Here is a 26562-nt window from a genome sequence, read left to right as displayed (position 1 = left end):
ATCGAGCGCACATCGCGCCCCCGCGCCCCAACGACTTCTTGCCGCACACATCTATGAACGCTCCTACTTCTTCCGGTTTCCGCTGCGGCATGGTCGCGATCGTCGGCCGTCCCAACGTCGGCAAGTCGACGCTGATGAACGCGCTCGTCGGCCAGAAGGTGAGCATCACCTCGCGCAAGGCGCAGACGACGCGCCACCGCATCACCGGCATCAACACGTTCGACGACGCGCAGTACATTTTCGTCGACACGCCCGGTTTCCAGACACGTCACAGCGGCGCGCTGAATCGCTCGCTGAACCGCGCGGTGACGTCGACGCTCACGTCCGTCGATGCGATTCTCTTCGTGATCGAAGCGGGCCGCTTCGGTCCGGACGACCAGAAGGTGCTCGATTTGATCCCGACCGGCACGCCGACTTTGCTGATCGCAAACAAGCTGGATCGCGTCGGCGACAAGAGTTCGCTCTTTCCCTTCATGCAGCAGATGTCGGCCTTGCGGGACTTCCGCGAGATCGTGCCGCTGTCGGCGAAAAACGTCGACGACATCAAGCGCCTCTTGTCGGTCGTGAAGCCGTATCTGCCGGAAGGCGAGCCGATCTACGGCGAGGACGATCTGACCGATCGCAGCGAACGCTTCCTCGCCGCCGAAATCCTGCGCGAGAAGGTGTTCCGCTGGACCGGCGACGAACTGCCGTACACGAGCACAGTGCTCATCGACAAGTTCGAGACCGAAGGGCGTCTGCGCCGCGTGTTCGCGACGATTCTCGTCGATCGCGACATGCACAAGGCGATGATCATCGGCCAGAAGGGCGCGAAGCTGAAGCAGATCAGCACCGAGGCGCGTCTGGACATGGAGAAGCTCTTCGACGGTCCCGTGTATCTCGAAACCTTCGTCAAGGTGAAGAGCGGCTGGGCGGACAACGAAGCGGGCCTGCGCGCGTACGGCTACGAGTGATGCATGGACGACGGCCCGAACGACGCCCGGATGATTCCGCCCGCCGATGATCGTCCCGACGACGATTTCGACGCGGAAGAGCGCCCGGCCGCGCGCGCCGTGCCAAAGCGGCGGCGCGCGGCGCCGTCATCGACATCCGATGCCGGGTCTGCGCCGAGAAAGCCGCGTTCGGATTTTCGCGTCGCCGAGCAGCCGGGATTCGTGCTGCACAGTTATCCGTATCGCGAGACGAGTCTGATCATCGACGTGTTCTCGCGCGATCACGGGCGCGTCGCGCTCGTCGCGAAGGGCGCGAAGCGTCCGCATTCCGCGCTGCGCGGCGTATTGCAGACGTTTCAGCCGCTGGGACTTTCGTGGACCGGCAAGGGCGAAGTCCGCACGCTGACGACCGCCGAATGGGTCGGCGGCATGTTGCCGCTCGCCGGCGACGCGTTGCTGTGCGGCTTCTACGTCAATGAATTGCTGGTGAAGTTCTGCGCCCGCGAGGACGCGCATCCGGCGCTCTTCAACCATTACGTGCTGACGCTCTCGCGCCTCGCGCACGACGAACCCGCCGCTCAGGTGTTGCGTTCATTCGAATGCGTGCTGCTGCGCGAAACCGGCTACGCGATGAATCTCGTGCGCACGGTGACACGCCAGCCGGTCGCCGCCGACGCCCGCTATGTCTTCGATCCAGACCGCGGCGTGCGCGAAGCGTCGGACGATCTTCCGGCGCAATGGCCGATGATTTCGGGGCAAACGCTCATCGACATGGAGCGCGACGACTACACGAATCCGCAGACCGCCGCGCAGAGCAAGACGCTGATGCGCTTTCTGCTGAATCACTACCTGGGCGGCACGCCGCTCGCCACCCGTCAGATATTGATCGACCTGCAAAAACTATGAGCTTCTTCCTCACATCGCCTGCGAATGTGATCGATCTGGGCGTGAACATCGATCACGTCGCCACGTTGCGCAACGCGCGCGGCACGTCGTATCCCGATCCGATCCGCGCGGCGCTCGCCGCCGAGGAAGCGGGCGCGGACGCCATCACGCTGCATCTGCGCGAGGATCGCCGTCATATCGTCGATGCCGATGTGCGCACGCTGCGTCCGCTTCTCAAAACGCGCATGAATCTCGAATGCGCGGTGACGCGCGAGATGCTCGACATCGCGTGCGAGATCAAGCCGCACGACGTCTGTCTCGTGCCGGAAAAGCGTCAGGAAGTGACGACTGAAGGCGGCCTCGATGTCGCCGGCCGCTTCGAAGAGGTCAAGGCCACGTGCAGGCAACTCGCCGACGCGGGCGCGCGCGTGTCGCTTTTCATCGATCCTGACGAGACGCAGATTCGCGCCGCGAAAGAGGCGGGCGCGCCCGTCATCGAACTGCACACGGGCCGATATGCCGAAGCGCACGACGAAGCCGAACAGCAACGCGAATTCGAGCGCGTCGCGGCGAGCGTCGATGTCGGCAACGCGCTCGGGCTGAAGGTGAACGCGGGCCACGGCCTGCACTACACCAACGTGCAGGCGATCGCGGCGCTGCCGGGCATCGTCGAGCTGAACATCGGACATGCGATCGTCGCGCATTCGATCTTCGCGGGCTGGGACAACGCCGTGCGCGAGATGAAGGCGATCATGGTCGCGTCGCGTCTCGCGTCGGCCAACGCGCGCTGAGCGGGCACATCATGACGATCTACGGAATTGGCACGGACGTCGTGCAGGTGAGCCGCGTCGCGGCGGTCATGAGACGCACCAAGGGCCGCTTCGCCGAAAAGGTGCTCGGCCCCGACGAACTGCGCGTCTACCACGCGCGCAACGCGCGTTCGGAAGTGCGCGGTCTCGCGTTTCTCGCGACGCGCTTTTCGGCCAAGGAAGCGTTCTCGAAGGCGATCGGCCTCGGCATGCGCTGGCCGATGACGTGGCGCGCGCTGCAGACGCTCAACGAGCCGAGCGGCAAGCCGATGATCGCGGCCTCCGGCGAACTCGCGCAATGGCTCGAGCAACGCGGCATCACGGCGAAAATCACGGTCAGCGACGAGCGCGATTACGCGGTGTCGTTCGTGATCGCGGAAGTGGCCGACAGCGCGCCCGGCCAATCCTGAATTCAATCCAACCAAGACTAAAAGCCAATTGAATCCGATGAAACGCACTCCCGGCCCCGTCATGTTCGACGTCGCCGGCACGACGCTCTCCGACGCGGATATCGAACGCATCACGCATCCGATGACGGGCGGCATCATTCTCTTCGCGCGGCATTTTACCGACCGCGCGCAACTCGTCGCGCTGACCGATGCGATCCGCGCGGTGCGCGATGACATCCTGATCGCCGTCGATCACGAAGGTGGCCGCGTGCAGCGTTTTCGCACCGACGGCTTCACCGTGCTGCCCGCGCCGGGCAAGCTCGGCGAGCTGTGGGACAAGGACGTGCTCGCCGCGACGAAGGCGGCGACCGCGTTCGGCTACGTGCTCGCGTCGGAGTTGCGCGCGTGCGGCATCGACATGAGCTTCACGCCCGTGCTCGATCTGAACTACGGACAGTCGAAAGTGGTCGGCGATCGCGCCTTTCACGCCGATCCGCGCGTCGTGACAATGCTCGCGAAGAGCCTGAATCACGGCCTCGCGCTCGCGGGCATGGCGAACTGCGGCAAGCATTTTCCGGGTCATGGTTTCGCCGAAGCCGATTCGCACGTCGCGCTGCCGACCGACGATCGCACGCTCGACGAGATTCTCGCCGCCGATGTGCGCCCGTACGACTGGCTCGGCATGTCGCTGGCGTCGGTGATTCCGGCGCATGTGATTTACACGAAGGTCGACGACAAACCGGCGGGATTCTCGCGCATCTGGCTGCAGGACATCCTGCGCGGCAGGCTCGGCTTCAACGGGGCGATCTTCAGCGACGATCTGTCGATGGAAGCCGCGCGCGCGGGCGGCACGCTCACCGAGGCCGCGACGGCCGCGCTCACGGCGGGCTGCGACATGGCGCTGATCTGCAATCAGCCGGAAGAGGCGGGCAAGGTGCTGGAGCAGTTGCGCTATACGCCGCCGAAGGCGTCGGCGCAGCGTCTCAAGCAGATGCGTCCGCGCGGCAAGGCGCTGCGCTGGAGCAAGCTGCAGGCGCAGGCCGAATATCAGGCGGCGCGCGCGCTCGTCAAAGAGATGCTCGGGTAAACGAAAAACGCCACGGATCTCGTGGCGTTTTTTTGTGGCAGGTGAAATCAGGACGACTCCAGCTTCATCCGCTGCAGCTTGTTGTAGAGCGTCTTCGGGCTGATGCCGAGCAGCGTCGCCGCGCGGTGACGCGTGCCACCGACCGCTTCGAGCGTCGCGCGAATCAGCATGTCCTCGACGTCCGCGAGCGCGGTGCCGACCGTCACCTGCACGCTGCTGCCGTTGAGACCGCGACCGCCGAGGCCGCCCGGCTCATCGACGCGCAATGTCTCGATCGTCTCGCCCGACGCGTGATACGCGCGCCGCACGCGCTCACGCAGCTCGCGCACATTGCCGGGCCATTCGGTCGCGATGCACTCGCGGATAAACGCCGGGCTGATACGCTTCGGCGAGCCGCTCGTGATCCCGGCGATGTGATTCTCGCGGTTCAATTCGTCGACGAGCGTTTCGGCGATCAGCGCGATGTCGTCGTCGCGATCGGCGAGCGGCGGCAGCATGATCGACGACGCCGACAGACGCTGAAACAGATCCTCGCGCATCGCGCCGCTCGCGACGGCTTCGCGCATCGGCGTGCGGGACGCGGCGATCAGGCGGAAGTCCGTCATGATTCGATTGCTGCCGCCGACGCGCATGAACGTCTGCGAATCGAGCGCGCGCAGGAGCGCTTCCTGTTGCGCGGCGGGCAGCAGATCGATCTGGTCGAGGAACAGCGTGCCGCCGCCCGCCTGTTCGAGCAGACCCGGCTCGCGGTTCTCGGCGCCCGCGAAGGCGTTGCGCTCATGGCCGAAGAGAATGCTTTCCATCGAGCGCTGCGTGCCGTCGGGCGCCTGGCGGCTCGCGGAACAATCGAACGTGACGAACGGGCCTTTGCGACGGCGGCTCAATTGATGGATCGTGCGCGCCGCGATCTTCTTGCCCGTGCCCGGATCGCCGCAGATCAGCACAGCGGCTTCGGTCGGCGCGGTGTGCTCGATCAGATCGTAGACGTGCTGCATCGCTGCGCTGCGGCCGATCATGTCGCCGAAATGGCCGAGATCGCGCAGCGTCGTTCGCAGCGACTGGACTTCCTCGGTGAGCTCGTACGGCCGCGGAATGCGCGCAAGCAAGCTGCGCAAGCGCGGGATGTTCACGGGCTTCAGCAGATAGTCCCAGATGCCGTGTCGCAAGCCTTCGATCGCGCTTTCCACCGTCGCATTCCCTGTCATCACGATGACCGGCAGCGCGCCATCGGGCGGTTGCGAGGGCAGGCTCGGCAACAAGTCGAGACCGCTGCCGTCCGGCAGATTCAGGTCGATCAGCACGACATCGGGGATGAAGCGGGTCAGCGCGGAGCGCGCCTCGGCGAGCGTCGTCGCGGTATCGACGGAAAAGCCGTCTGCCGTGAGGATCGCGGACAGGCCGGAGAGGCTATTGGGATCGTCTTCGACAATCAGTGCGTGTGGCATGGCGGACCAACGTATCAAAGTGGACTGTAATGCGCCGTTTCCGCATGGGATCGGGCGTGTCGTGGGCGGAATACCGCGCCGCTTTCCGGCGTTCGGCGCGTACCCCGCTGCGGTTTTTTGTCCTGCGTTACTCGTTCGGCATCGTTGTGCTGCAAGCGCGTCATTGCGGTCTGAGATGCAGTTCGTTGCTGACCGACTGCACGCCCGGGACACTGCGCGCCACGGCCAGCGCTTTCTGAATCTGCACCTCCGAATCTGCGTATCCCGACAACTGCACGACGCCGCGATACGTCGCGACGCTCACCGGCAATGGCTTCAACTGCGGATCGGCGGCGAGCGCGGCTTTCACGCGAGCGGCGAGCGCAGCGTCGTCGGTTGCGATTTCGCCGCCGGTGTTCGCATTCGCCGATGTCGCCGGACTCGACTTGCAGCCGGCGATGAGAGCAAAGGCGGGCAATGCGAGCGCCGCGACGATCAGAAACCTGCTCCGGATGAAAGGCGTGCTTTGCATATCGGCTTGGAAATCTTGATCTGGTGACCGAGCAGAAACCGTGCCAGGCAGTTAATTTTTCCGATGTACGTCGCGCACGCGGGGCCAGCGCGGGCGGCTGGGGGAATCGGCGGTGGAGCGTGTCGGGGCGCGACCGGTAAAGTTTGCCTGAAATTGTCAAAAAATTCATGCAAAAGAAAAAGCGCCCGCGATGGGGCGCTTTTTTGAACCGATCGGGCGGTGCGCTGCACCGGCCGTTCGGCTTACGACACAGCGGCGTAAGGCTTACGCGCGGCTGCGATATTCATTCGTGCGGGTGTCGATTTCGATCTTGTCGCCGATGTTGCAGAAGAGCGGCACTTGCAGTTCGAAGCCGGTGTTGAGCTTGGCGGTCTTCAGCACCTTGCCCGACGACGTATCGCCCTTGACGGCCGGTTCCGTGTAGACGATCTCCCGAACCAGCGTGGTCGGCAGTTCGACCGAGATGGCCTTTTCGTTGTAGAACACGACTTCGCACGCCATGCCGTCTTCGAGGTAGTTGAGCGCGTCGCCCATCATTTCGGCTTCGACTTCGAACTGGTTGTAGTCGGCGTCCATGAAGACGTACATCGGATCGGCGAAGTACGAGTACGTCACTTCCTTGCGATCAAGCACGACGACGTCGAACTTGTCGTCAGCCTTGTAGACGGTTTCCATGCCCGCTGCCGTCAGCAGGTTCTTGAACTTCATCTTCACGACCGCGGCGTTGCGGCCCGACTTGTTGTACTCGGCGCGCTGCACGACCATGGCATCGTTGCCGATCATGACGACGTTGCCGACGCGGAGTTCTTGTGCGGTCTTCATAAAACTGGGTCCTGTACGAATGGATTTGGCTTGAATGCCTGAAATGAATCGATCCGACGGCGGCGGTGCCTCGGTTTTATGCCGCCGCCGTGCGAGTGTTCGGGCTAACGAGGGATCGGCCGCGAACGGCTTGAGCAAATGGCTTGATCTTCGCGGCGCAAAACTGGACGAACTGCGCCTTGCTTCCTCGGATAACCGCTTATTTTAACTGAGTTTTTGCTTGTTTGGCCAGTCGATTGGCGCTCCGGAAACGCGTCAGTGCGAGTTTCATCTGCTGATTCGCGAGGCCACATGCGCGGCGAGATTGCCGGCCAGATCGCCGATGCCCGCGAGTTCCTTCGCCCACTTCACGGCGCGGCGCTCCCATTCTCGCCGATGCGCCCAAAAGTCCGCCCAGTCGGGAACGCCCACGCCATTCCACGCGTGCCAGAAGCGTGCGGCCGCCTCGCGCGCGGACGGATCGAGCGTGCGCGTGTAATGCGCGAGCGCGGCGTCGAGCTTGGGCAGATGGGCGTCGTCGGCTTGCGGGTAGATGTGCCAGACGAAGGGCTTCATCGCCCATTGCGCGCGCACGAAGGAATCCTCGCCGCGCACGAAGTTGATGTCGGCGGCCCAGAGCAGTTCGTCGAAACGCGTTTGCTCGACGAAGCCGAGCGCGCGCGCCTCCAGCGCGCCGGCGCGCGCCGTCGTGCCGGCGATGAAGTTCGGCACGTCGAAAAAGCGTGCGACCGCGCCCGAGATGCGGCCTTCGGGAACGAGCAGCACGACGGGCACATCGCCGTCGCGCCATTGCGCGAGGAGCGCGTCGACAGCCGGATTCTCATATGCGAACAGCGACACGACCGTATGTTCGCCGCCCGGCCGCTCGATCCCGACGCGCTCGCGCCACCACGCGTTCGCATCGAAGCGCTCGTGGCGCGCGTCGAGATCGCGTTCCTTCAGCACGCCGCCCGTGCCCTTGCCGAGCCCGGGAAAGAAGAAGCTCTTGTCGAGCGGATAGCGCGGATGCGGCGACGGGCGCATGTGGAAATCGGCGACCCAATCCTCGCCGCTCAGATATTCGAGATTGATCCAGACCGGCTTCGGATCGCGGCGTGCCATCGCGGCGATGTACGCATGCGGCAATTCGCACGCGAACGCCTCGATCACGACATCGGCGATGGCAAGCGTGTCGCCCGCATGCGCAGGCTCGCGCCAGTGCTCGATCGCGATGCCCATCGCCTCCTGGCGCGGCAGCGTCGCATCGACGTCGGGGCAGAGCGCGTGAAAGACCGTCAGATCGTCGACGAAAAGACGCACGCGCCAGCCGTGCTCCGCGTGCAACTGCCGCGCGAGACGCCAGCACACGCCGATGTCGCCGAAATTGTCGACGACCGCGCAGAAGATGTCGCAGGCGAGTTCCTGATTGGCGGCAAGCGTAGTCATGAGGACGAAGGCGCGCAGTTTAATGTTCTAAACTGGCGATTCTAAGATAACGCTCCAGGCACGGCTCACCGTCGTGCCGATGCCTTTCGTCCCCTTGCTGCATGACTGACACCGACGCCCTCCAACCGGATTTCGACCCGAAAACGACGCTCGCGCAATTGCCGCATCTGCCCGGCGTGTACCGCTACTACGACGGCGACGGCAACGTGCTCTACGTCGGCAAGGCGCGCAATCTGAAGAAACGCGTGTCGAGCTACTTCACGAAGACGCTGCATTCGCCGCGCATCGCGATGATGGTCACGCGCATCCGCAAGATCGAGACGACCGTCACGCGCTCGGAAGCCGAAGCGCTGCTGCTCGAAAACAATCTGATCAAGGCACTCGCGCCGCGCTACAACATCCTTTTTCGCGACGACAAGTCGTATCCGTTTCTCAAGCTCACCGGCCACAAGTTTCCGCGCATGGCGTATTACCGCGGCGCGGTCGACAAGAAGAACCAGTATTTCGGCCCGTTTCCGAGCGCGTGGGCGGTGCGCGAGAGCATCCAGATCCTGCAGCGCGTCTTCCAGTTGCGCACCTGCGAGGACTCGGTGTTCAACAACCGCACGCGGCCGTGTTTGCTGCATCAGATCGGGCGCTGCACCGCGCCGTGCACCGGCTTGATCAACGAAGAGGATTACGCGCGCGACGTGTCGAATGCGTCGCGCTTTTTGCTCGGGCGTCAGGGCGAGGTGATGAAGGAGCTCGAGCAGAAGATGCACGCGTTCGCCGCGGATCTCAAGTTCGAACAGGCCGCGGCGGTGCGCAATCAGATGAGCTCGCTGTCGACCGTGCTGCATCAGCAGGCGATCGAAGTCGGTGGCGAGAGCGATGTCGATATCCTCGCGGTCGTCGCGCTCGGGGGCAAGGTGTGCGTGAATCTCGCGATGGTGCGCGGCGGCCGGCATCTGGGCGACAAGGCGTATTTCCCGGCGCACGTCGAAAGCGCGATGGCGCTCGGCGACGAAGACGAGCTTGCGGATGCCAACGAAACGGTAGATGCGCCCACCGAAACGGAAACCGAAACCGAGTCCGAAGAGCCACGCGAAAGCTCGCTGGAATCCGAAGTGCTGGAAGCCTTCATGGCGCAGCATTACATCGGCAATCGCGTGCCGCCGGTGCTCGTCGTGAGTCATGCGCCGTCGAGTCGCGAGCTCGTCGATCTGCTGATCGAGCAGGCGGGGCACAAGGTCACGCTGCTGCGTCAGCCGCAAGGGCAAAAGCGCGCGTGGCTCTCGATGGCCGAGAACAACGCCAAGCTCGCGCTCGCGCGCCTATTGTCGGAACAGGGTTCGCAGCAGGCGCGCACGCGCGCGCTCGCGGACACGCTGTCCATGGAGATGGACGATCTCGCGCAACTGCGCATCGAGTGCTTCGACATCAGCCATACGATGGGCGAGGCGACGCAGGCATCGTGCGTCGTGTATCACCATCACAAGATGCAGTCGGGCGAATACCGGCGCTACAACATCACCGGCATCACGCCGGGCGACGATTACGCCGCGATGCGGCAGGTGCTCACGCGCCGATACGAGAAGATGGTCGCGCAGGCCGCCGCGAACGCCAACGATGAAGCCGCGACCCTGCAACCCGACGATGCCGCCGATCCCAACGTCACGCCCGATGGCGCCGAACCGGTCGCGGCGGGCGGCACGCTGCCGAACATCGTGCTGATCGACGGCGGCAAGGGCCAGGTGGAAATCGCGCGGCAGGTGTTCTCCGAGCTCGGTCTGGATCACGGCATGCTGGTAGGCGTAGCGAAAGGAGAAGGGCGCAAGGTCGGCCTGGAGACGCTCGTGTTCGCCGACGGCCGCGCCGCGCTCGAACTCGGCAAGGAAAGCGCGGCGCTGATGCTCGTCGCGCAGATCCGCGACGAGGCGCACCGCTTCGCCATCACCGGGATGCGCGCGAAGCGGGCAAAGGCGCGCCAGACTTCGCGGCTGGAGGAACTGGAAGGCGTCGGCGCGAAACGGCGTCAGCGGCTCCTGTCGCGTTTTGGCGGATTGCGCGGCGTGCAGGCGGCGAGCGTCGAGGACCTGGCGAGCGTCGAAGGCATTTCGCTCGCGCTCGCGCAGCAGATTTATCGTCAGTTGCATTGAGCCGCAAAGCCGGCCGCGCGGCGCGCCACAGCGGTGCGCCGCCTTGTGAGCGCCGGATCGACGCGGCACAATGGCGGCTTCCTTACATGTCCCTCAACCGCTTTCGCCCATGCCGTTCAATCTACCGATCTTCCTGACGTGGCTGCGAATCGTGCTGATTCCGCTCGTCGTGGGCGTGTTCTATCTGCCGGACATGATGATGAGCCCGGAGCATCGCAACCTGCTCGGCATGGTCATCTTCGTGCTCGCCGCACTCACCGATTGGTTCGACGGCTTTCTCGCGCGCAAGCTCAATCAGACGTCGTCGTTCGGCGCGTTCCTCGATCCCGTTGCCGACAAGCTGATGGTCACCGCCGCGCTGCTCGTGCTCGTGCAACTGTCGCGGCTCAATGCGGTGATCGCGCTCATCATCGTTGGACGGGAAATCACGATTTCCGCGCTGCGCGAATGGATGGCGCAGATCGGCGCATCGAAGAGCGTCGCGGTGAATCAGCTCGGCAAGTTCAAGACCGTGTGCCAGATGGTCGCGATCCCGATGCTGCTGTTCTACGGGCCGCTGAAGATCGCCGGCACGCAATGGATCATCGACACGCGCGTGTGGGGCCTGTGGCTCATCTACGTCGCCGCGTTCCTCACCGTCTGGTCGATGCTCTACTACATGAAGCTCGCGTGGCCGCAGATTCGCGAGCGCGGCGGCATGCTTTGAGGCGGAAAACGCGCTCATTGCAAAAATTGCGTCGAAGCGAAAAAATCCTCTCACAAAACAGTTGACAGCCTTCTTTGGCTTCTACATAATCTCGTTTCTCTGATGCACGACGCGACGCAGCAAGCGAAGCAAGAGCAAAAGAAAGCAGTAAAAGAAAGCAGTAACACGCGGGAGTAGCTCAGTTGGTAGAGCGCAACCTTGCCAAGGTTGAGGTCGCGAGTTCGAGACTCGTCTCCCGCTCCAGATTTTGAAGGTTCTGAGGTCGTCGGCGCTGAATTGGCAAAGCGCAACGCGGCAGCAGTACCGGCAGTAGTTGTATCGCAGGATATTGCGGGAGTAGCTCAGTTGGTAGAGCGCAACCTTGCCAAGGTTGAGGTCGCGAGTTCGAGACTCGTCTCCCGCTCCAGTCAAAGGGGAAGCCAAGCTTCCCTTTTTGTTTGGTGGCTCAGCCGGTCAATTGCCGGTGGCACCAGAACCGCTTGTGGCGCGGTAGCAAAGCGGTTATGCAGCGGCCTGCAAAGCCGTTTAGACCGGTTCGACTCCGGTCCGCGCCTCCACTTGAAAAGCCCTGATCCGTCAGGGCTTTTTCTTTTTCGGAACGCCGGTAGCCACCGATTCTGCGTCCCGTGGCGGCACGGCATAATTGCAACGTTTCTGCCACACCTACTCCAATGACCGACTCACTCTCCCAACTCGAATGGCGCTGGAAGCGCTTCGACGATCTGTCGACGACCGAGGTCTACGACATGCTCGCGGCCCGTAGCGCCGTGTTCGTCGTCGAGCAGAATTGCGTGTATGGCGATATCGACGGCCTCGATGTCGACGCGTGGCATCTTCTCGCATATGGCGAAGGCGAGAAGCGCCCGGCGCTCGCGGGTTATCTGCGCGTGCTGTTGCCGGGTCATCCGGACGAGGGCGAGAAGGACGTGCGCATCGGCCGCGTGCTGACGACCGCGAAGTTTCGCGGCCTGAAGCTTGGCAATGCGATGCTCGAACGCGCGCTCGAGCAGATCCTGAAGCAATGGCCCGATCAGCCGGTCAGCCTTCACGCACAGGCGCACTTGCAGCGCTTCTACGGCGCGTTCGGCTTCGTGCCGTCGTCGGGTGTGCATGACGAAGACGGCATTCCGCACGTCTGGATGCGCCGTCCCGGTTTTCCTTCATGACGCGCTGACGTTGACGGGCGCCGCGATCGCGACGCTGCGTTCCTTGATGAGCCGCGAGCGCGCCGACAGCCGCAGCCAGTGACGCAGCGCAATCAGCGCGCCGATCACGCTCATCATCGATCCGGGAATCCACAGCAACAGGCCGCCGACCTGCTGATCGCGCATCGGCGTGATCCAGGTGAACGCGCGGCCGCAAATCGAATAGATCGGATACAGCTCGTGCGGCGTGAAGAAGATGTACGCGCCGAGAATGATCTGCGGCGGAATCGCGGCGATCACGACGAGAATCCGTCTGCCGGGCGCGAGGCGCGCGGGCGGCGCTGGCCGCGGGTCGAGAATGAACCACCAGAACAACAGGCCGTCGATCACCATGCTCCAGTTCATTACGCGATAGAGCCGGTAATCGAGCATCGCCTTGAAGTGGATCGGCGACAGCAGCCAGAAATAGATCAGCCCGACGAACAGCGCGACGGCGATCACGGGATTGAACACGACATCGCAAAAGACGCGCGCAATGCGCGTTTGCGCGGCCGGACGCAACCAGCGCTGCCGCCATCCGAACGGAATGCCCGCACGCAGCGCCGCGCCCGGATACGACAGCGCGATCAGAAACGGACCGAGATGATGCAGCACGAGATGCTGCAATCGATGCATGAAGAATTCGTGCTCGAAGAAGTAATCGAGCCGCGTGTGCAGCGCCACGTAAAGCGCAACGAGGCCGAACCAGAACGCGATGCGCCGCGACACCGACACGCGCGCATGCCGCGCCCCGCGCGCGAACAGAATCCCCGCGACGAGCACCGCGATCACGACCGTCGGCGACGGCTCCCACGGATCGAGCCAGTAAAGCAGCGTGCTCATCGTCAGGCGTCCTTTGCGTGGATCACGCGCTTCAGATCGGCCGCGATGGCGTCGATCGAATCGTGATCGGTCGCGAGCAGGCGCGCGTGACCGGCGGCATCGAAGATATAGACGGCCGAACTGTGCGTGACTTCATACGCGCCGTCCGGATCGCGCTTTTCCATCTGATACGCGACGCGATAACGCTGCGCGACTTTCTCGATCGCGCGATCCGTGCCGGTCAGGCCGACCGCGTGTTTGTCGTCGAAGGCGCGCACGTAGGAGCGCAAAAGCGCGGGCGTGTCGCGCGCCGGGTCGACCGAAACGAAGACGATGCGCGTCTCGTCCGCATCCGGCCCAACGCGTTGCAGCACTTGCATCAAGCGCGCCATCGTTTCCGGGCAGACATCGGGGCAATGCGTGTAGCCGAAGTAGACGAGCGTCGTCTTCCCGGCGAAGGATCGTCCGGTGACGCTCGCGCCGCCATCGTCGATGAGCGAGAAGTCGAGATCCGGCAGATGGCCCGATACATCCGTCAGATGCCACGGCTCGGCGGGCTTCGAACAGGCGGCGAGGGCGCACAGCGAGAGAAGGGCGACGAGGCGCCACGCGGGAAATTCGAGGAACGAAGCGTGCATCGGGAATGGCGTTGCAGGATGATTCGATTTGAACTTCGTCGCAAAATACACGCCTTTCACGCGTCTCCAGCGCATCATGTCGCTATCGGACTATTTTTGAGACGATTTGCCGCATGGTTCAAGCGCGCTGAAAGGCCGCACGTCGAAAGCTGAAAGTTCGGAGCTTTCTGAATTGAAAGCCTTCGCGCGGTAAGATTCGCACGCATTGCGTCGTCCAAAACGGACCGCGCGCCACATCACAGGCAAACCACAGGCCAAAGATCGATGCAAATTCTTCCCGATTCCCTGTCTCTTGCCGAGACCGCCTTTTTCTTCGATTTCGACGGCACGCTCGTCGAACTCGCCTCGACGCCCGATGGCATCTTCGTGCCGCGCTCGGTGCCCGACATCCTCGCCGCGTTGAGACGCGCGACCAACGGCGCGGTCGCGGTCGTATCGGGGCGCGGCATCGACAATATCGATTCGTTCCTGCAGATGGACGATCTGCCCGTCGCGGGCATGCACGGCGCAGAACGGCGCGATTCGAACGGCGATGTGCAGCGCATCGGCTTCAACGACGAGCGGCTCCTGCGCATGGAGCACGCGCTCGAGAAAGTCGTCAGCGCGAATCCGGGCATGCTGCTCGAAATCAAGGGCGCGGCGCTCGCGCTGCATTACCGCAATGCGCCCGACCGCGAGCCGGCGGCGCGCGCGGCGACGCAAAAGCTCGTCGCGGAATATGCCGATGCCTACGTGCTGCAGCCGGGCAAGATGGTCTACGAGATCAAGCCGAAGGACGTCGACAAGGGCCGCGCGGTGCGCGCGTACATGGGCGAGCCGCCGTTCACGGGGCGCAAGCCGGTGTTTATCGGCGACGATCTCACCGATGAAAAAGGTTTCGCGGTCGTGAACGAGTTCGATGGCCTGTCGATCAAGGTCGGCCCCGGCGATACGGTTGCGCGCGCGCGCATCGAATCGGTCGAGTTGCTGCTCGACTGGCTGCAAGTAATCGCGGGCACGGCGGGGAAGCACGCGTGAGCCGGCTGATCATCGTTTCGAATCGCGTCGCGCCGATTTCCGAAGGCGGGCCCGCGGCGGGCGGGCTTGCGGTCGGCGTCTACGACGCGCTCAAGGAAACCGGCGGCATGTGGTTCGGCTGGAGCGGGGACGTGCTCACGTCCGCACCTGACGACATCAAGCTCGAAGAGCACGGACCGGTGACGTTCGCGACCATCGGACTCGTGCGGCGCGATTACGACCAGTACTATCGCGGCTTCTCGAATGCGACGCTCTGGCCCGCGTTTCACTATCGGCCGGACCTGATCGAGTTCGACCGGCACGAATACGACGGCTATTGCCGCGTGAATCGCTGGCTCGCGGCGCAGCTCGCGCCGCTGCTCAAGCCCGACGACGTGATCTGGGTGCACGACTATCACCTGATTCCGTTCGCGCAGGCGCTGCGCGCATTGGGCGTGAAGAATCGCATCGGCTTCTTTCTGCACATTCCGTTTCCGGCGTCGCAGATTCTGTTGAGCGTGCCGCGTCATCGCGAACTGGTCGAGGCGCTGTGCGCGTTCGATTTGCTCGGTTTTCAGACGGAGCCGGACCTGCGCGCGTTCTGCGATTACATCGAAACGGAAGCGGGCGGCGCGTTGCAGCGCGACGGCGCGAAGCCGGTCGCGATTCGCGCGTTCGGTCAGACGCTGCGTGCGGCGGCGTATCCGATCGGCGTCTATCCGGATGAAATCGCCGCGCTCGCGAAAGACGGCGAGCGCGGACGCGACGTGGAAATCGTCAAGTCGACGCTGCATCATCGCAAGCTCGTGATGAGCGTCGATCGTCTCGATTATTCGAAAGGGCTCGTCGAGCGTTTTCGCGCGTTCGAGCGGCTGATCGAACACGATCCGCAGCAGCGCAACAACGTGTCGTTCCTGCAGATCGCGCCGCCGACCCGCTCCGATGTCGATGCCTATCGCGACATCCGCTTGCAGCTCGAAGCGGAATCGGGCCGCATCAACGGGCGATACGCCGAACTCGACTGGACGCCGATTCGCTATATCCATCGTCAGTACGAGCGGCCGGTGCTCGCCGCGCTGTTCCGCGAGGCGCACGTGGGTCTCGTCACGCCGTTGCGCGACGGCATGAATCTCGTCGCGAAGGAATATGTGTCGGCGCAGAATCCGGACGATCCCGGCGTGCTCGTGCTGTCGCAATTCGCCGGCGCGGCGCGCGAGCTGACGGCCGCGCTCATCGTCAATCCGCTCGATATCGATGGCATGGCCGATGCACTCGCCATCGCGCTCAGCATGCCTTTGAACGAGCGAAAAGCGCGCTACGAAGAGATGATGGCGCAATTGCGCGACAACAACGTCTCGGTGTGGCGCGACAACTTTCTGCGCGACCTCAAGACGTGAAAAAGGCCGCGTTCCTTTGGAAACGCGGCCTTTTTGCTTGATGACGCTTACGCCGGCTGCTTGTGCGGCGTCGCGACGATCGACGGCACCTTGCCGTGCTGCTTCGCCAGCAACTCGCGATACAGCCCCGGCCGCTCGCGCAATTCCTGCGGCGGGCCGTCGTCGATGACCTTGCCCGCGCTCATCACGATGATGCGGTCGAAGTTCTGCAGCGTCGACAGACGGTGCGCGATCGCGATGACGGTGCGGCCGACCATCAGCCGGTCGAGCGCCTGCTGAATCGCTTCTTCCGATGCGCTGTCGAGCGCCGACGTCGCTTCGTCGAGCAGCAGAATCGGCGCGTTCTTCAGAATCGCGCGCGCGATCGCGATGCGCTGACGTTGACCGCCCGACAGCTTCACGCCGCGGTCGCCGACGATCGTGTCGAATCCTTCCGGCATCGCCTCGATGAAGTCCGTGCAGCGCGCCTCGCGGGCGGCGGCGAGCACTTCCTCGCGGCTCGCATCCGGACGTCCGTACGCGATGTTCTCGAACACGGTGCGATGGAACAGCGAAATATCCTGCGGCACGAGCGCGATCGCGTGGCGCAGGCTGTCCTGCGTGATCGCGCTGATATCCTGGCCGTCGATCTTGATGCTGCCCTTTTGCGGCTCGTAGAAGCGTTGCAGCAGCGCGAGCACGGTCGATTTGCCCGCGCCCGACTTGCCGATCAGCCCGACGCGCTGGCCCGGCTCGATATGCAGATAAAAATTGTCGAGAATCGGACGGCGGCGCGGATAGGCGAACGTCACGCCCTCGAAATCGACGCGCCCGCCTTGCGGCACGAGTTCCGTCGCGTCCGAGCGGTCCGGCATGCCGTGCGGCTCCAGCAGCGTCTGCACGGCTTCGGCGAGACGCGCGACGTGTTGCGTCACATCGACGAGCGCCACGGCCAAGTCGCGCGTGCCGTGCAGGATCGTGAAACCGAGCGAGCTGACGAGCACGATATCGCCCGACGTCGCGCGGCCTTGCGACCACAGCCACAGCGCCCAGCCGAGCAGGCCTGCGGAAAGGATCGCCGTGACGACCGCGTGGAACAGGCGCAGCTTTTCGAGGTACAGCAGACTCTGCTGACGCGCGACCATTTCGGCCTTGACGGTCGAGCCGAAACGCTTCTGCTCGCGGAACGTCATGCCGAACGCGCGCACGAGCGCCATGTTGCCGATCACGTCGACGAGCTCGCCATCCACCGACGCCGCCTTCGACGCGAAACTGTGATGCCGCGCCGAGCCGCGCTTCGCGAGCCGGTACAGGATCAGCGCGAGGATCAGCGATGCGGTCATGAGACCGGCGGCCATCAGCGGATTGACGGAGACGATCATCACGATCGCGCCCAGCACCGCGATGCACGGCGGCAGGACGTTCCACGCCATCACGTTCTCGGAGGTGTAGATCGCGTTCGACGTCGCCGTGATCCGGCTCGCGAGCATGCCTGGCTGCTTCTCGGAGAAGTACGTCGGCGAGTGGCCGGACAGATACGAGAAGAGGTCCTTGCGCAAGTCGCCGGTAACGATCACGAAGACGTGCGCGCCGACCCAGCCGCCGACCCGCCACAGCAGGTTGTCGGCGGCGATCAGCCCGACCAGGATCATGAACGCGCCCCACAGCGGGCCGGGATGCCCGCGGCCTTGTCCGAGGACGTCGATCAGATGCTTGATCGCGTACTGCGAGGCGAGGGCGCAACCCACCGCGGCGAACACGCTGAAGAGCACGATGGCATGCGCGACGGGGTGACGGCGGATGTAGCGCATCAGGAACGCGAGCGGCCGATGCGCGTAGCTCGAAAGCTTCGCGTTGTGCGCGTTACGCTGGGAAACGGTGAGTTGGTCCAATGGTCTTTTTTGGTCGTAGAGCGGTTGAGCGTGTGTTGCGCCTTCGGGCAGTGCCATGCGCGGTACGAGATGCGACTGCCGGCATGCGATGCGTCGCCCGATCCGGCGCGACTGACGTCAAGCGAGGCGACGCTGCGCCGTCTCCATCACTGAATTGTAGCCAGTATCGCGCTGCGGCATCGCGACTTCGGGCATGTGACGCTCGGCGCGTGTGGCCATCCGAACATCATCCACGGCAAAAATCGGGCGTCGCCTCAGCCTTTCGGCCGCCGAGCGCGGCTGACGGCATGGGCGCGCATTGTAAGCACATTGCACGACTTTTTGCGATGGAACGCTCGTCTGAAGGATCTGCGCCAATCGCGCCAGCGAACACAAAAGCACGTGTCGCGCCCGATAACGCAGCCGGTGCCGCAATCCGGCCTACGCGGCGGGTCAGACGGAGCGGAGTGCGTGCTGCCGCCCGGGCATCGTCAAAGCCCGTGCTCAAATGTAGAACAACCTTAATAAACAGTGGTTTGCAAAGTGTATCCCCCTTGTAACAAGGTAAATAAGTTGAAATGACTGCCGGCGCCGCTCTGGAAAAAACTCCATAATCCGGGCCGGGTTTCCCCTTAGGCCATCGACAGGTTTTTGCAAGTTCGCGTCAACCGCCGCAGCAGATACGCGTTAATTGCTGGCGCGCGGCGATTTTGAGATATGGAACCGCAATTGCTAGATCGAATCGCCTGCGCGACGAACCGGTGATCAGCGACCCCGCTTTTTCACTCGAGCATCAGCCTTTGCGCCGCGGCCGCCGCGCCGCGGAAAGCTTCGCCCGAGCCGAGCGATTCGCTTTCCAACGTCAACATGACAGCAGTACTTGCCTGATTCTTTATTAGGAGTTTCACGACATGCGAATCGCTCAAATCGCGCCCCTCCACGAGGCTGTTCCGCCGAAGCTGTATGGCGGCACGGAACGCGTGGTGTCTTATCTGACCGAGGCACTCGTGGATGCTGGACACGACGTCACGCTCTTCGCGAGCGGCGATTCGCAGACGTCCGCGAAGCTCGAGGCGTTCTGGCCGCAGGCGCTGCGCCTCGACCCGACGATCCGCGACACGATGGCGCCGCATATGCTGCTGCTCGAAGAAGTCCGCCGCCGCGCCGACGAGTTCGACGTGCTGCATTTCCACATCGACTATTACCCGTTCTCGCTGTTCGCGCGCCAGCCAGTGCCGTTCCTGACGACGATGCACGGTCGTCTCGATCTGCCCGAACTGCAGCCGATCTTCAACACGTTCAACGACGTGCCGGTCATCTCGATTTCGGACAACCAGCGTCAGCCGCTGCCGCAGGCGCACTGGCTCTCGACGGTGTATCACGGTCTGCCGGAAAACCTGTTGAAGCCGATCCCGAACGTCAAGCCCGGCTATCTCGCGTTCCTCGGCCGCATCTCGCCGGAAAAGCGCGTCGACCGCGCGATCCGCATCGCGCAGGCGGCGGGCATGAAGATCAAGATCGCGGCGAAGCTCGACAAGGCCGACCGCGCCTACTACGAAGAAGAGATCAAGCCGCTCTTCGCGCTGCCGCACGTCGAGTACATCGGCGAAATCAGCGAAGCGGAGAAGACCGAGTTCCTCGGCAACGCCCACGCGCTGCTGTTCCCGATCGACTGGCCGGAGCCCTTCGGCCTCGTGATGATCGAAGCAATGGCCTGCGGTACGCCGGTGATCGCGTTCAACCGCGGCTCGGTGCCGGAAGTGATCGAGAACGGCGTGTCGGGCTTCGTCGTCGAAGATGAACTTTCGGCGATCGCCGCCGTGAAGCGCCTGGATCAACTGCCCCGCGAAAAGGTTCGCGCCGCGTTCGAGCAGCGTTTCTCGTCGAAGGTCATGGCCGCGAACTACGTCAACGTGTATGAAGAACTGCTGCGCCAGAAGCGCCGCACGGTTCTGCGCGAAGTCAACGCGAGCTAAGCAAGTCTTGCCGCTTCGCCGCGGCATGAGTTGAAAAACGACGCCCCGCGTGCCTCAAGGCACGCGGGGCGTTGTCGTAATAGCACATTCAGGCATGCCTTTCGCGCGACAGACCGCGCTGCGGATGTGAAACCTCTGACGACATCCGTAATCTCCCTATAATGACCGGGCTTCGCGATGCGCGGAGCGGCATGCATCGCACGTGGACAGGAGTGTTTCTTTTGGCGAGACCCAAGCAAATCAGCGCGAACCCGGCGCCGGGCGCCGGCACGGTGTTCGCATTGCGCGCCATCGGGCTGGTGCTCGCGGCGCGCTGGGCGTTCTCGATGTCCGAGATGGGCTATCTGTCCTCGCTGCGCGCGATGACGTCGTCGCCGTGGGCGTGCGTGAACCTCGTCCTGATCTTTCTTCTGATCGTGCTGCCGGGCGCGAAGGCGCGCACGGAGCGGCCGCTGCATCCGCTGCCGCAATGGCTGCGGCAGGCGTTGCGCTTCATTGCGCTGCTGGCTTTCGGCTTCGCGATGTTTTCCGTCGGCGCGTTCGTCTGGAGTTCCGGATGGCGGCGCTTCACGCAGGCGCTCGCCGAGACCAACGGCTGGCTGCTCGTCGGGCCGGCGCTTTATGCCATCGTCATGTGGATCTGCCGTCCGCGCGCGCTCTGGCGCACGAATATCGCGGCGCGGCGCTTCGCGATCGGGCGCTATGCGCTCTCGCTCGATCCCGTCACGCGTACCGCCGTCGTATGGGCGGAAAGCCGCAAGCTCGGCCAGTACGACGCGCGCGAGCTGTCGGTGAAATGGCCGGAGCCGGCGGAGACGTCGCCGTCGACGAGCATGCTCGCGCCGGCGACCGAGCCCGCCGCGCCTGCTATCCGCGCGAGCGGGGAAGTGCGGCACGGCCTGTTCGCGCGCCGGCCGAAAGTCGAATTGTTGTGGGACTCGCCGGCCGCGGCCGGGCACAATCGCACCACCGTGTTCCGCGCGCCGCTCGCGAGCGAAGGCGACCGCAACGCGGCGCGCGCGCTCGATGCGACGCTGCGTCAGGTCTGATCTAGCCGAAATTGCCGTACACGTCGTTCCTGTCTCTTCAGGGAGGAAAGGATGCTGATACGTTGGTTGCTGGCCGCGCTTCATCTTCTTGCTTTCGGTTTCGCGCTCGGCTCGGTGCTCGCGCGCGCCCGCGCGTTGCGGCGTCTCGATCCCGCGGAATCCATTCAGGCGAACGCACTGCGCCTGCGTGACGTCTTTCGTTCGGATTCCGTGTGGGGCGTCACGGCGATCGTGCTGATCGTCACGGGCGTGACGCGCGCGTTCGGCGGATTCGAAAAGGGCGGCGCGTTCTATCTGCACGAGCCGCTTTTCCATCTGAAGATGACGGCGCTCGTCGTGATTTTGCTGATCGAAGTCTCACCGATGCTCGCGCTGATCCGCTGGCGCATCGCGCTCGCGCAGGGCGGGCCGATCGATCTCACGCGGGCGCGACGCTTCGCATGGCTGAGCGATCTCGAAGCCGGACTCGTCATGTTGATGGTGATCGCCGCGAGCGGCATGGCGCGCGGCGTGTGGGCGTCGTGATGCCCGTTTCACCGGCTGAAAATGAAAAAGGCCCAAGTCGTGAGACTTGGGCCTTTTGATCTTCGGTGCTTGTCTTTACCAACACCAGAATTCTGGTGGGTAGTACTGGGATCGAACCAGTGACCCCTGCCGTGTGAAGGCAGTGCTCTACCGCTGAGCTAACCACCCGAAGAGAGACGAGATTATGTCAGGCGTTTTTGGTTTCGTCTAGTGCTTCGTTAAGCAAATTCGAAAAATTACGCAGGAACGGCTTCTCCTTCCGCGGGAGCCGGTTCCGTGCGCCAGACGCTCGTGCCTTTCATCGCCTTGTCGAGATCGCTCAGCAGGGCTTCGTGCGCGGCGAGTTCGTCGGCGCTCGCGGCGATCACCGGCAGATCGAGATCGTCGAACGCGATGCGCGACGTCGAAACCGAGCCCGACGCGGGCTGATCGCCGAGCATGTCGATGACGAGGCTTTCCTGGCCGCGCGTCATCGCGAGATAGACCTCGGCGAGCAGCTCCGAGTCGAGCAGCGCGCCATGCAGCGTGCGATGCGCGTTGCTGATGCCGAAACGATCGCACAGCGCATCCAGCGAGTTGCGCTTGCCGGGGAACATCTGCTTGGCTTGCGCGAGCGAGTCGATCACGCCCGCGCACGTCTCGGCGATTTTCGGCAGCCCGAGCAGCGCGAATTCCATATCGAGAAAGCCGACGTCGAAGGGCGCGTTGTGGATGATCAACTCCGCGCCCGCGATGAAGTCGCGAAGTTGCGCGGCGATCTCCGCGAACTTCGGCTTGTCGCTCAGGAATTCGGTGGTGAGGCCGTGCACGGCGAGCGCGCCGGGATCGCTGTCGCGTTCCGGGTTCACGTAGAGGTGCAGGTTGTTGCCCGTCAGCCGGCGGTTGACCAGCTCGACGCAGCCGATTTCGATGATCCGGTCGCCCGTCCTCGCGTTCAGGCCGGTGGTTTCGGTGTCCAGTATCAGTTGGCGCATAAGTTGGCGTGCGTTTCGTTCAGTTGTCCGCAAGCGATGTCACGCCGCGATTGGCGAGCGCATCGGCGCGTTCGTTTTCGGGATGTCCGGCGTGGCCCTTGACCCAGCGCCATTCGATCTCATGCCGCGCGACGAGTTCGTCGAGGCGTTTCCATAGATCGGCGTTCTTGACGGGCGTCTTCGCGGCCGTCATCCAGTTCTTTTTCTTCCAGCCGTGAATCCATTCGCTGATGCCTTTCTGCACGTATTGCGAATCGGTGTGGATGATCGCGTGACACGGACGTTTCAACGCCTCGAGCGCGGAGATCACGGCCATCAGTTCCATGCGGTTGTTGGTGGTCGCGGCTTCGCCGCCGAACAGCTCCTTTTCCAGCGAGCCGAAACGCAGCAGCGCGCCCCAGCCGCCGGGACCGGGATTGCCTTTGCAGGCGCCGTCCGTGTAGATGTCGATTACCTTGTTCGATGCGGATTCTTGAGTCATCAATGCTCTTTGCGAGTCTCGTTGCGCGTGTGCGGAGCGGCGACCGGAGCGAGGCCAGGCGCGAGCGCGGGTTTTTTGAGCTTGCGCGGACCGATGACGCGCATGCCGCGCACGCGTTTGACCGCCGTGATCATGTACGCCGCGCCGAAGATGGGCCACCAGCGATCGCCGGCGGCTTCCATGAATTGATAGCGTTGCAGCCATTTGTCCGTGACAAGCGGCGGACGATAGCAGCCGAAGCGCCCGCGTTCAAGGTCGAATCCGAGCAGCTTGATCCAGTCCTTGATGCGCGTGAACGCGATCATCTCGTGCGCCGATGGCACGAACGGCCGTCCCGCGACCTTGCCGAGCGACTGCCGCGCGCCCCACAAACTCAGCGAATTGAAGCCGAGGATGATCAACTGGCCTTCGGGCACCAGCACGCGCTCGGCTTCGCGCAGCAGGCGGTGCGGATCGGGCGAGAATTCGAGTGTGTGCGGCAGCACGAGCAAATCGACGCTCTGCGCTTCGAAAGGCAGGTCGAGCAGATCGCACCACACGGTGCTGCGGCCGTCGGGCGCGCTCGCCGCGGGAAGCGCGCTCACGCCGGGCGTCGTCGCGCGCGGCGGCGTGTACGGTGCGCTCGATGCGCTTTCGGCGTCGAGCACGAGCGCGCGCCCGGTCATGCGATTTTCGCGCAGCGCGTCGAGCTGCGGCATGCCGAGCTGCAGCGCGTGATAGCCGAAGATGTCGGACACGACGTGATCGAGCTGCGCCTGCTCCCATTCGAGCACGTAGCGCCCGGGCGCCGAGCTCGTCCAGGTGGGCCAGTCTATAATCGATCGGTCAGACATGTTCGGATTGCCGCATAGATGATCGCCATGAATTCGCTTGCCAAGAAATCGCCTGCCCAGGATGCACTCGATGCACTCGAATACGTGCCGGTCCCGGCATTCGAGGACAACTACATCTGGCTCGTGTCGGACTCGCGCGATGCGGTCGTGATCGACCCCGGCGACGCCGCGCCCGTCGAGGCCTATCTGGCCAAACGTGGTTGGCGGCTGACCGCTATTTTACTCACGCACCACCACCACGACCACGTCGGCGGCGTGAAAGCACTCATCGATAGCCGAACGGCAGAGGGTGGGATTCCCGTCTACGGCCCGGCTGGCGAGCGCATCGAGCATCTGACGCAGCGCGTCACCGGCGGCGACAGGGTGCGCATCGACAAGCCGGCGCTCGAACTCTCCGTGATCGACGTGCCGGGTCACACGGCCGGACACATCGCCTATTTCCAGTCGGGCGATCCGAACGGCACGCCGCATCTTTTCTGCGGCGACACGCTCTTCGCGAGCGGCTGCGGCCGTCTTTTCGAGGGCACGCCGCAGCAGATGCTCAGTTCGCTCGACGCGCTCGCCGCGCTGCCGGACAACACCCAGGTTCACTGCGCGCACGAGTACACGCTGTCGAACATCAAGTTCGCACGCGCGTGCGAGCCGGACAACACCGCGCTGCTGCGCTGGAGCGAGGACGCGCAGGCGTTGCGCGCCGCCGGCAAGCCGACTTTGCCGACGACCATCGGCCACGAAAAAACGGTGAATCCGTTCCTGCGTGCGGACGTCCCGGCGATCCACGCAACGCTTGCGTCGCAATTCGGCGCGCCCGTTTCGGACCGGCTCGAAGCGTTTCGAATCATGCGCGGCTGGAAGGATAAGTTCCGCTAACCCGAACCTATTTGGGGCTAACTTCAACCGAAACGTTGGAATCGACGTTAGATGCAGGATTTTGCAGGGGTTTTGCGCGCATTCTTATTGACGTCTTAAGTGCTGTTCCGTACTATCGGCTGCAAATTTCCAAGCATCATCTTTTGGAAGCAGAGACGTTCTCCATGCGACTAGCCCTTAGCGCGCTGTCCGTCCTGATGCTCGCCGCGTGCGCGAGCCAAGGACCTACGGCGTCAGATCCAATTACAGCAACAGCCAACTCCAACGCTTCGCCGCAACAAGTCGCCGACACGATTCGCCGCACCGCAGCAGCCAAGGAAACCATTAACGTCGACAAGACGCCCGTGACTTCGCTCGCGGGTTCGTCCGATCTCTGGAACCGCATCCGCGCCGGCTTCCAGATTCCCGATCTGCAAAGCGACCTCGTCGACATGCAGGTCAACTGGTACGCGCAACGCCCGGATTACGTCGAGCGCATGACCACGCGCTCGCAGAAGTATCTGTATCACATCGTCGAGGAACTCGAGCAGCGGCATATGCCGACCGAGCTCGCGCTCCTGCCGTTCATCGAATCGGCATACAGCCCGCAGGCGCTATCGGTCGCGAAGGCCGCGGGCATGTGGCAGTTCATGCCGGGCACCGGCCGCGATTACAACCTCAAGCAGAACATGTGGCAGGACGAGCGCCGCGACGTGCTCGCGTCGACGTCTGCCGCGCTCGACTACCTTTCGCGTCTGCACGACATGTTCGGCGACTGGCATCTCGCGCTCGCCGCGTACAACTGGGGCGAGGGCAACGTGCAGCGCGCGATCGCGCGCAACGAAGCGGCGGGCTTGCCGACCGACTACGAAAGCCTGCGCATGCCCAACGAGACGCGCAACTACGTGCCGAAGCTGCAGGCCGTGAAGAACATCGTGAGCAATCCGCAGATGTACGGTCTCACGTTGCCGGACATCCCGAATCACCCGTATTTCGTGACGGTCACGACCGCGCGCGACATCGACGTGACGATGGCCGCGAAGCTTGCCGGCATGAGCGTGGAAGAATTTCGCTCGCTGAATCCGTCGTTCTCGAAGCCGGTGATTCTCGGCGCGACCAATCCGCAGATTCTGCTGCCGTTCGATAACGCTGCTTCGTTTCAGCGCAACCTATCGTCGTACTCGGGCGCGTTGTCGTCGTGGACGACGTACACCGTCACCGAGCGCGCGCGTCCGGCGGCGATCGCCGAAAAAATCGGCGTGGACGCTGACACGCTGATGTCCGTCAACCGCATTCCGGCGGGCATGCGCCTGAAGCCGGGCTCGACGATCGTCGTGCCCCGCACCGACGATGACGACGAAGACATCAGCGCCGACGTCGCGGCCAATGCGATGCTCGCAATCGAGCGCGACGTGCCCGACACGCGCCGGCTCGTCATCCGCGTGCGCCGCAAGCAGTCGATCGGCACGCTGGCAGACCGCTACAACGTTTCGCCGGCACAGTTGCGCGCATGGAACCGCACGCGCGGAGACATGTTCATGCCGGGGCAGGTGGTCGTGCTGCATGTGCCGTATGGCCGACCGGTTCCGGCCGAGCCGGGTCCGGCGCGTGTGGAGACGGTGGCGGCGTCGAGCCGTTCATCGGGCGGCGTGTCGAAGATCGGCACGCGCGTACCTGAGCCGAAGACATCGCGCGGCGGCAAGACGAGTGCCCATACGTCGGGGAAGGTGACCAAGGTGTCGTCTTCTTCGGCATCGCATGCTGCAAAGCCTGCTGCCGCGGCCAAGACCGCGAAGCCGGCTGCCACGTCGAAGAGCAGCAAGAAGAAATAACGCACTC

26 protein-coding genes and 4 tRNA genes are annotated in these 26562 nt (G+C 63.7%); 19 read left to right on the top strand and 11 right to left on the bottom strand.

Annotation, left to right across the window (positions count from 1 at the left end; genetic code table 11):
- Positions 1 to 53: 53 nt before the first annotated feature.
- The 5 genes from era to nagZ are packed head-to-tail and all read left to right on the top strand — an operon-like array spanning position 54 to position 4102.
- Positions 54 to 953: a GTPase Era gene (gene era, locus LDZ23_RS09680; RefSeq protein WP_008342088.1), complete on the top strand. Its 900-nt coding sequence runs from the start codon at positions 54 to 56 to the stop codon at positions 951 to 953.
- A gap of 3 nt (positions 954 to 956) precedes the next feature.
- Complete coding sequence (gene recO, locus LDZ23_RS09675) at positions 957 to 1838, top strand: DNA repair protein RecO (protein ID WP_008342086.1); 882 nt, start codon at positions 957 to 959, stop codon at positions 1836 to 1838.
- The gene (pdxJ, locus tag LDZ23_RS09670; protein WP_008342084.1) at positions 1835 to 2608 is read left to right on the top strand and encodes a pyridoxine 5'-phosphate synthase; all 774 of its coding nucleotides are present in this window, start codon (positions 1835 to 1837) and stop codon (positions 2606 to 2608) included. The genes recO and pdxJ overlap by 4 nt, the downstream gene beginning before the upstream one ends.
- 11 nt (positions 2609 to 2619) lie before the next feature.
- A complete protein-coding gene (gene acpS / locus LDZ23_RS09665) occupies positions 2620 to 3036 on the top strand; it encodes a holo-ACP synthase (protein ID WP_008342082.1) in 417 nt (138 codons plus the stop codon).
- Positions 3037 to 3073: 37 nt separating this feature from the next.
- Positions 3074 to 4102, top strand: coding sequence for a beta-N-acetylhexosaminidase (nagZ, locus tag LDZ23_RS09660; RefSeq protein WP_008342081.1), 1029 nt, complete (start codon positions 3074 to 3076; stop codon positions 4100 to 4102).
- A 47-nt stretch (positions 4103 to 4149) separates the two neighbouring features.
- On the opposite strand, the gene LDZ23_RS09655 is transcribed toward nagZ, so the two are convergent.
- From LDZ23_RS09655 to efp, 3 genes are all read right to left on the bottom strand, one after another.
- On the bottom strand, positions 4150 to 5547 hold the full coding sequence (locus tag LDZ23_RS09655; RefSeq protein WP_008342079.1) for a sigma-54-dependent transcriptional regulator: 1398 nt from the start codon (positions 5545 to 5547) through the stop codon (positions 4150 to 4152).
- Between the two features lie 160 nt (positions 5548 to 5707).
- On the bottom strand, positions 5708 to 6058 hold the full coding sequence (locus LDZ23_RS09650; RefSeq protein ID WP_008342078.1) for a BON domain-containing protein: 351 nt from the start codon (positions 6056 to 6058) through the stop codon (positions 5708 to 5710).
- A 264-nt stretch (positions 6059 to 6322) separates the two neighbouring features.
- The gene (efp, locus tag LDZ23_RS09645) at positions 6323 to 6880 is read right to left on the bottom strand and encodes an elongation factor P (protein WP_008342076.1); all 558 of its coding nucleotides are present in this window, start codon (positions 6878 to 6880) and stop codon (positions 6323 to 6325) included.
- 34 nt (positions 6881 to 6914) lie between these two features.
- Between efp and LDZ23_RS09640 the strand changes: the two genes are divergently transcribed.
- A complete protein-coding gene (locus LDZ23_RS09640) occupies positions 6915 to 7088 on the top strand; it encodes a hypothetical protein (protein ID WP_160297413.1) in 174 nt (57 codons plus the stop codon).
- A gap of 59 nt (positions 7089 to 7147) precedes the next feature.
- Here the strand turns inward: LDZ23_RS09640 and earP are convergent, their stop codons facing one another.
- On the bottom strand, positions 7148 to 8305 hold the full coding sequence (gene earP, locus LDZ23_RS09635; protein WP_008342075.1) for an elongation factor P maturation arginine rhamnosyltransferase EarP: 1158 nt from the start codon (positions 8303 to 8305) through the stop codon (positions 7148 to 7150).
- A 101-nt stretch (positions 8306 to 8406) separates the two neighbouring features.
- On the opposite strand from earP, the gene uvrC reads away from it, so the two are divergent.
- From uvrC to LDZ23_RS09605, 6 genes are all read left to right on the top strand, one after another.
- On the top strand, positions 8407 to 10443 hold the full coding sequence (uvrC, locus tag LDZ23_RS09630; RefSeq protein ID WP_008342073.1) for an excinuclease ABC subunit UvrC: 2037 nt from the start codon (positions 8407 to 8409) through the stop codon (positions 10441 to 10443).
- Positions 10444 to 10552: 109 nt separating this feature from the next.
- Positions 10553 to 11149 carry a CDP-diacylglycerol--glycerol-3-phosphate 3-phosphatidyltransferase gene (gene pgsA, locus LDZ23_RS09625; RefSeq protein WP_008342071.1) on the top strand — a complete coding sequence of 199 codons (597 nt, stop codon included), beginning with the start codon at positions 10553 to 10555 and terminating at the stop codon, positions 11147 to 11149.
- A 167-nt stretch (positions 11150 to 11316) separates the two neighbouring features.
- Positions 11317 to 11392, top strand: a tRNA-Gly gene (locus tag LDZ23_RS09620).
- Positions 11393 to 11479: 87 nt separating this feature from the next.
- Positions 11480 to 11555 (top strand) — tRNA-Gly (locus tag LDZ23_RS09615).
- Between the two features lie 77 nt (positions 11556 to 11632).
- A tRNA-Cys gene (locus LDZ23_RS09610) sits at positions 11633 to 11706 on the top strand.
- 114 nt (positions 11707 to 11820) lie between these two features.
- The gene (locus LDZ23_RS09605) at positions 11821 to 12315 is read left to right on the top strand and encodes a GNAT family N-acetyltransferase (RefSeq protein WP_008342069.1); all 495 of its coding nucleotides are present in this window, start codon (positions 11821 to 11823) and stop codon (positions 12313 to 12315) included.
- On the opposite strand, the gene LDZ23_RS09600 is transcribed toward LDZ23_RS09605, so the two are convergent.
- A complete protein-coding gene (locus LDZ23_RS09600; protein WP_008342067.1) occupies positions 12310 to 13176 on the bottom strand; it encodes a cytochrome c oxidase assembly protein in 867 nt (288 codons plus the stop codon). The two genes, LDZ23_RS09605 and LDZ23_RS09600, sit on opposite strands and share 6 nt — an antisense overlap.
- Before the next feature lie 2 nt (positions 13177 to 13178).
- Complete coding sequence (locus LDZ23_RS09595; protein WP_051078882.1) at positions 13179 to 13793, bottom strand: SCO family protein; 615 nt, start codon at positions 13791 to 13793, stop codon at positions 13179 to 13181.
- Between the two features lie 264 nt (positions 13794 to 14057).
- On the opposite strand from LDZ23_RS09595, the gene otsB reads away from it, so the two are divergent.
- Positions 14058 to 14810, top strand: a complete 753-nt coding sequence (gene otsB, locus LDZ23_RS09590; RefSeq protein WP_008342064.1) for a trehalose-phosphatase — start codon at positions 14058 to 14060, stop codon at positions 14808 to 14810.
- Entirely contained in the window at positions 14807 to 16186 is a 1380-nt protein-coding gene (otsA, locus tag LDZ23_RS09585) for an alpha,alpha-trehalose-phosphate synthase (UDP-forming) (protein WP_008342063.1), read from the top strand. The genes otsB and otsA overlap by 4 nt, the downstream gene beginning before the upstream one ends.
- A gap of 47 nt (positions 16187 to 16233) precedes the next feature.
- Here the strand turns inward: otsA and LDZ23_RS09580 are convergent, their stop codons facing one another.
- On the bottom strand, positions 16234 to 18114 hold the full coding sequence (locus tag LDZ23_RS09580; RefSeq protein WP_235366332.1) for an ABC transporter ATP-binding protein: 1881 nt from the start codon (positions 18112 to 18114) through the stop codon (positions 16234 to 16236).
- 833 nt (positions 18115 to 18947) lie between these two features.
- Here LDZ23_RS09580 and LDZ23_RS09575 point away from each other — a divergent pair.
- The 3 genes from LDZ23_RS09575 to LDZ23_RS09565 all read left to right on the top strand — a co-directional run bounded on the left by LDZ23_RS09575 (position 18948) and on the right by LDZ23_RS09565 (position 21586).
- Positions 18948 to 20012, top strand: coding sequence for a glycosyltransferase family 4 protein (locus tag LDZ23_RS09575; RefSeq protein ID WP_008342061.1), 1065 nt, complete (start codon positions 18948 to 18950; stop codon positions 20010 to 20012).
- A gap of 221 nt (positions 20013 to 20233) precedes the next feature.
- Positions 20234 to 21061, top strand: a complete 828-nt coding sequence (locus LDZ23_RS09570) for a hypothetical protein (protein ID WP_008342060.1) — start codon at positions 20234 to 20236, stop codon at positions 21059 to 21061.
- A gap of 51 nt (positions 21062 to 21112) precedes the next feature.
- Positions 21113 to 21586, top strand: coding sequence for a DUF2214 family protein (locus LDZ23_RS09565; RefSeq protein WP_008342057.1), 474 nt, complete (start codon positions 21113 to 21115; stop codon positions 21584 to 21586).
- Between the two features lie 93 nt (positions 21587 to 21679).
- Here LDZ23_RS09565 and LDZ23_RS09560 read toward each other — a convergent pair.
- The 4 genes from LDZ23_RS09560 to LDZ23_RS09545 all read right to left on the bottom strand — a co-directional run bounded on the left by LDZ23_RS09560 (position 21680) and on the right by LDZ23_RS09545 (position 23874).
- A tRNA-Val gene (locus tag LDZ23_RS09560) sits at positions 21680 to 21754 on the bottom strand.
- Positions 21755 to 21822: 68 nt separating this feature from the next.
- Complete coding sequence (gene dnaQ / locus LDZ23_RS09555) at positions 21823 to 22560, bottom strand: DNA polymerase III subunit epsilon (RefSeq protein WP_008342055.1); 738 nt, start codon at positions 22558 to 22560, stop codon at positions 21823 to 21825.
- A 19-nt stretch (positions 22561 to 22579) separates the two neighbouring features.
- Complete coding sequence (rnhA, locus tag LDZ23_RS09550) at positions 22580 to 23041, bottom strand: ribonuclease HI (RefSeq protein ID WP_008342054.1); 462 nt, start codon at positions 23039 to 23041, stop codon at positions 22580 to 22582.
- Positions 23041 to 23874: a class I SAM-dependent methyltransferase gene (locus tag LDZ23_RS09545; RefSeq protein WP_008342053.1), complete on the bottom strand. Its 834-nt coding sequence runs from the start codon at positions 23872 to 23874 to the stop codon at positions 23041 to 23043. The genes rnhA and LDZ23_RS09545 overlap by 1 nt, the downstream gene beginning before the upstream one ends.
- An 18-nt stretch (positions 23875 to 23892) precedes the next feature.
- Here LDZ23_RS09545 and gloB point away from each other — a divergent pair, with 18 nt between their 5' ends.
- Together gloB and LDZ23_RS09535 are read left to right on the top strand one after the other, a co-directional pair.
- Positions 23893 to 24744 carry a hydroxyacylglutathione hydrolase gene (gene gloB / locus LDZ23_RS09540; protein ID WP_244807471.1) on the top strand — a complete coding sequence of 284 codons (852 nt, stop codon included), beginning with the start codon at positions 23893 to 23895 and terminating at the stop codon, positions 24742 to 24744.
- Between the two features lie 164 nt (positions 24745 to 24908).
- Positions 24909 to 26555 carry a transglycosylase SLT domain-containing protein gene (locus LDZ23_RS09535; protein ID WP_244807470.1) on the top strand — a complete coding sequence of 549 codons (1647 nt, stop codon included), beginning with the start codon at positions 24909 to 24911 and terminating at the stop codon, positions 26553 to 26555.
- The last annotated feature ends 7 nt before the right edge of the window (positions 26556 to 26562 follow it).

It is taken from the genome of Caballeronia zhejiangensis, from assembly GCF_022879815.1.
GTDB lineage: Bacteria > Pseudomonadota > Gammaproteobacteria > Burkholderiales > Burkholderiaceae > Caballeronia > Caballeronia zhejiangensis.
This window is presented reverse-complemented; position numbering and strand designations above follow the sequence as displayed.

Bases quoted from the DNA above. Each gene is read 5' to 3' on its own strand.
- era (WP_008342088.1), top strand. From the start codon at position 54: ATGAACGCTCCTACTTCTTCCGGTTTCCGCTGCGGCATGGTCGCGATC.
- recO (WP_008342086.1), top strand. From the start codon at position 957: ATGGACGACGGCCCGAACGACGCCCGGATGATTCCGCCCGCCGATGAT.
- pdxJ (WP_008342084.1), top strand. From the start codon at position 1,835: ATGAGCTTCTTCCTCACATCGCCTGCGAATGTGATCGATCTGGGCGTG.
- acpS (WP_008342082.1), top strand. From the start codon at position 2,620: ATGACGATCTACGGAATTGGCACGGACGTCGTGCAGGTGAGCCGCGTC.
- nagZ (WP_008342081.1), top strand. From the start codon at position 3,074: ATGAAACGCACTCCCGGCCCCGTCATGTTCGACGTCGCCGGCACGACG.
- LDZ23_RS09655 (WP_008342079.1), bottom strand. From the start codon at position 5,547: ATGCCACACGCACTGATTGTCGAAGACGATCCCAATAGCCTCTCCGGC.
- LDZ23_RS09650 (WP_008342078.1), bottom strand. From the start codon at position 6,058: ATGCAAAGCACGCCTTTCATCCGGAGCAGGTTTCTGATCGTCGCGGCG.
- efp (WP_008342076.1), bottom strand. From the start codon at position 6,880: ATGAAGACCGCACAAGAACTCCGCGTCGGCAACGTCGTCATGATCGGC.
- LDZ23_RS09640 (WP_160297413.1), top strand. From the start codon at position 6,915: ATGCCTGAAATGAATCGATCCGACGGCGGCGGTGCCTCGGTTTTATGC.
- earP (WP_008342075.1), bottom strand. From the start codon at position 8,305: ATGACTACGCTTGCCGCCAATCAGGAACTCGCCTGCGACATCTTCTGC.
- uvrC (WP_008342073.1), top strand. From the start codon at position 8,407: ATGACTGACACCGACGCCCTCCAACCGGATTTCGACCCGAAAACGACG.
- pgsA (WP_008342071.1), top strand. From the start codon at position 10,553: ATGCCGTTCAATCTACCGATCTTCCTGACGTGGCTGCGAATCGTGCTG.
- LDZ23_RS09605 (WP_008342069.1), top strand. From the start codon at position 11,821: ATGACCGACTCACTCTCCCAACTCGAATGGCGCTGGAAGCGCTTCGAC.
- LDZ23_RS09600 (WP_008342067.1), bottom strand. From the start codon at position 13,176: ATGAGCACGCTGCTTTACTGGCTCGATCCGTGGGAGCCGTCGCCGACG.
- LDZ23_RS09595 (WP_051078882.1), bottom strand. From the start codon at position 13,793: ATGCACGCTTCGTTCCTCGAATTTCCCGCGTGGCGCCTCGTCGCCCTT.
- otsB (WP_008342064.1), top strand. From the start codon at position 14,058: ATGCAAATTCTTCCCGATTCCCTGTCTCTTGCCGAGACCGCCTTTTTC.
- LDZ23_RS09580 (WP_235366332.1), bottom strand. From the start codon at position 18,114: ATGGCACTGCCCGAAGGCGCAACACACGCTCAACCGCTCTACGACCAA.
- LDZ23_RS09575 (WP_008342061.1), top strand. From the start codon at position 18,948: ATGCGAATCGCTCAAATCGCGCCCCTCCACGAGGCTGTTCCGCCGAAG.
- LDZ23_RS09565 (WP_008342057.1), top strand. From the start codon at position 21,113: ATGCTGATACGTTGGTTGCTGGCCGCGCTTCATCTTCTTGCTTTCGGT.
- dnaQ (WP_008342055.1), bottom strand. From the start codon at position 22,560: ATGCGCCAACTGATACTGGACACCGAAACCACCGGCCTGAACGCGAGG.
- rnhA (WP_008342054.1), bottom strand. From the start codon at position 23,041: ATGACTCAAGAATCCGCATCGAACAAGGTAATCGACATCTACACGGAC.
- LDZ23_RS09545 (WP_008342053.1), bottom strand. From the start codon at position 23,874: ATGTCTGACCGATCGATTATAGACTGGCCCACCTGGACGAGCTCGGCG.
- gloB (WP_244807471.1), top strand. From the start codon at position 23,893: ATGATCGCCATGAATTCGCTTGCCAAGAAATCGCCTGCCCAGGATGCA.
- LDZ23_RS09535 (WP_244807470.1), top strand. From the start codon at position 24,909: ATGCGACTAGCCCTTAGCGCGCTGTCCGTCCTGATGCTCGCCGCGTGC.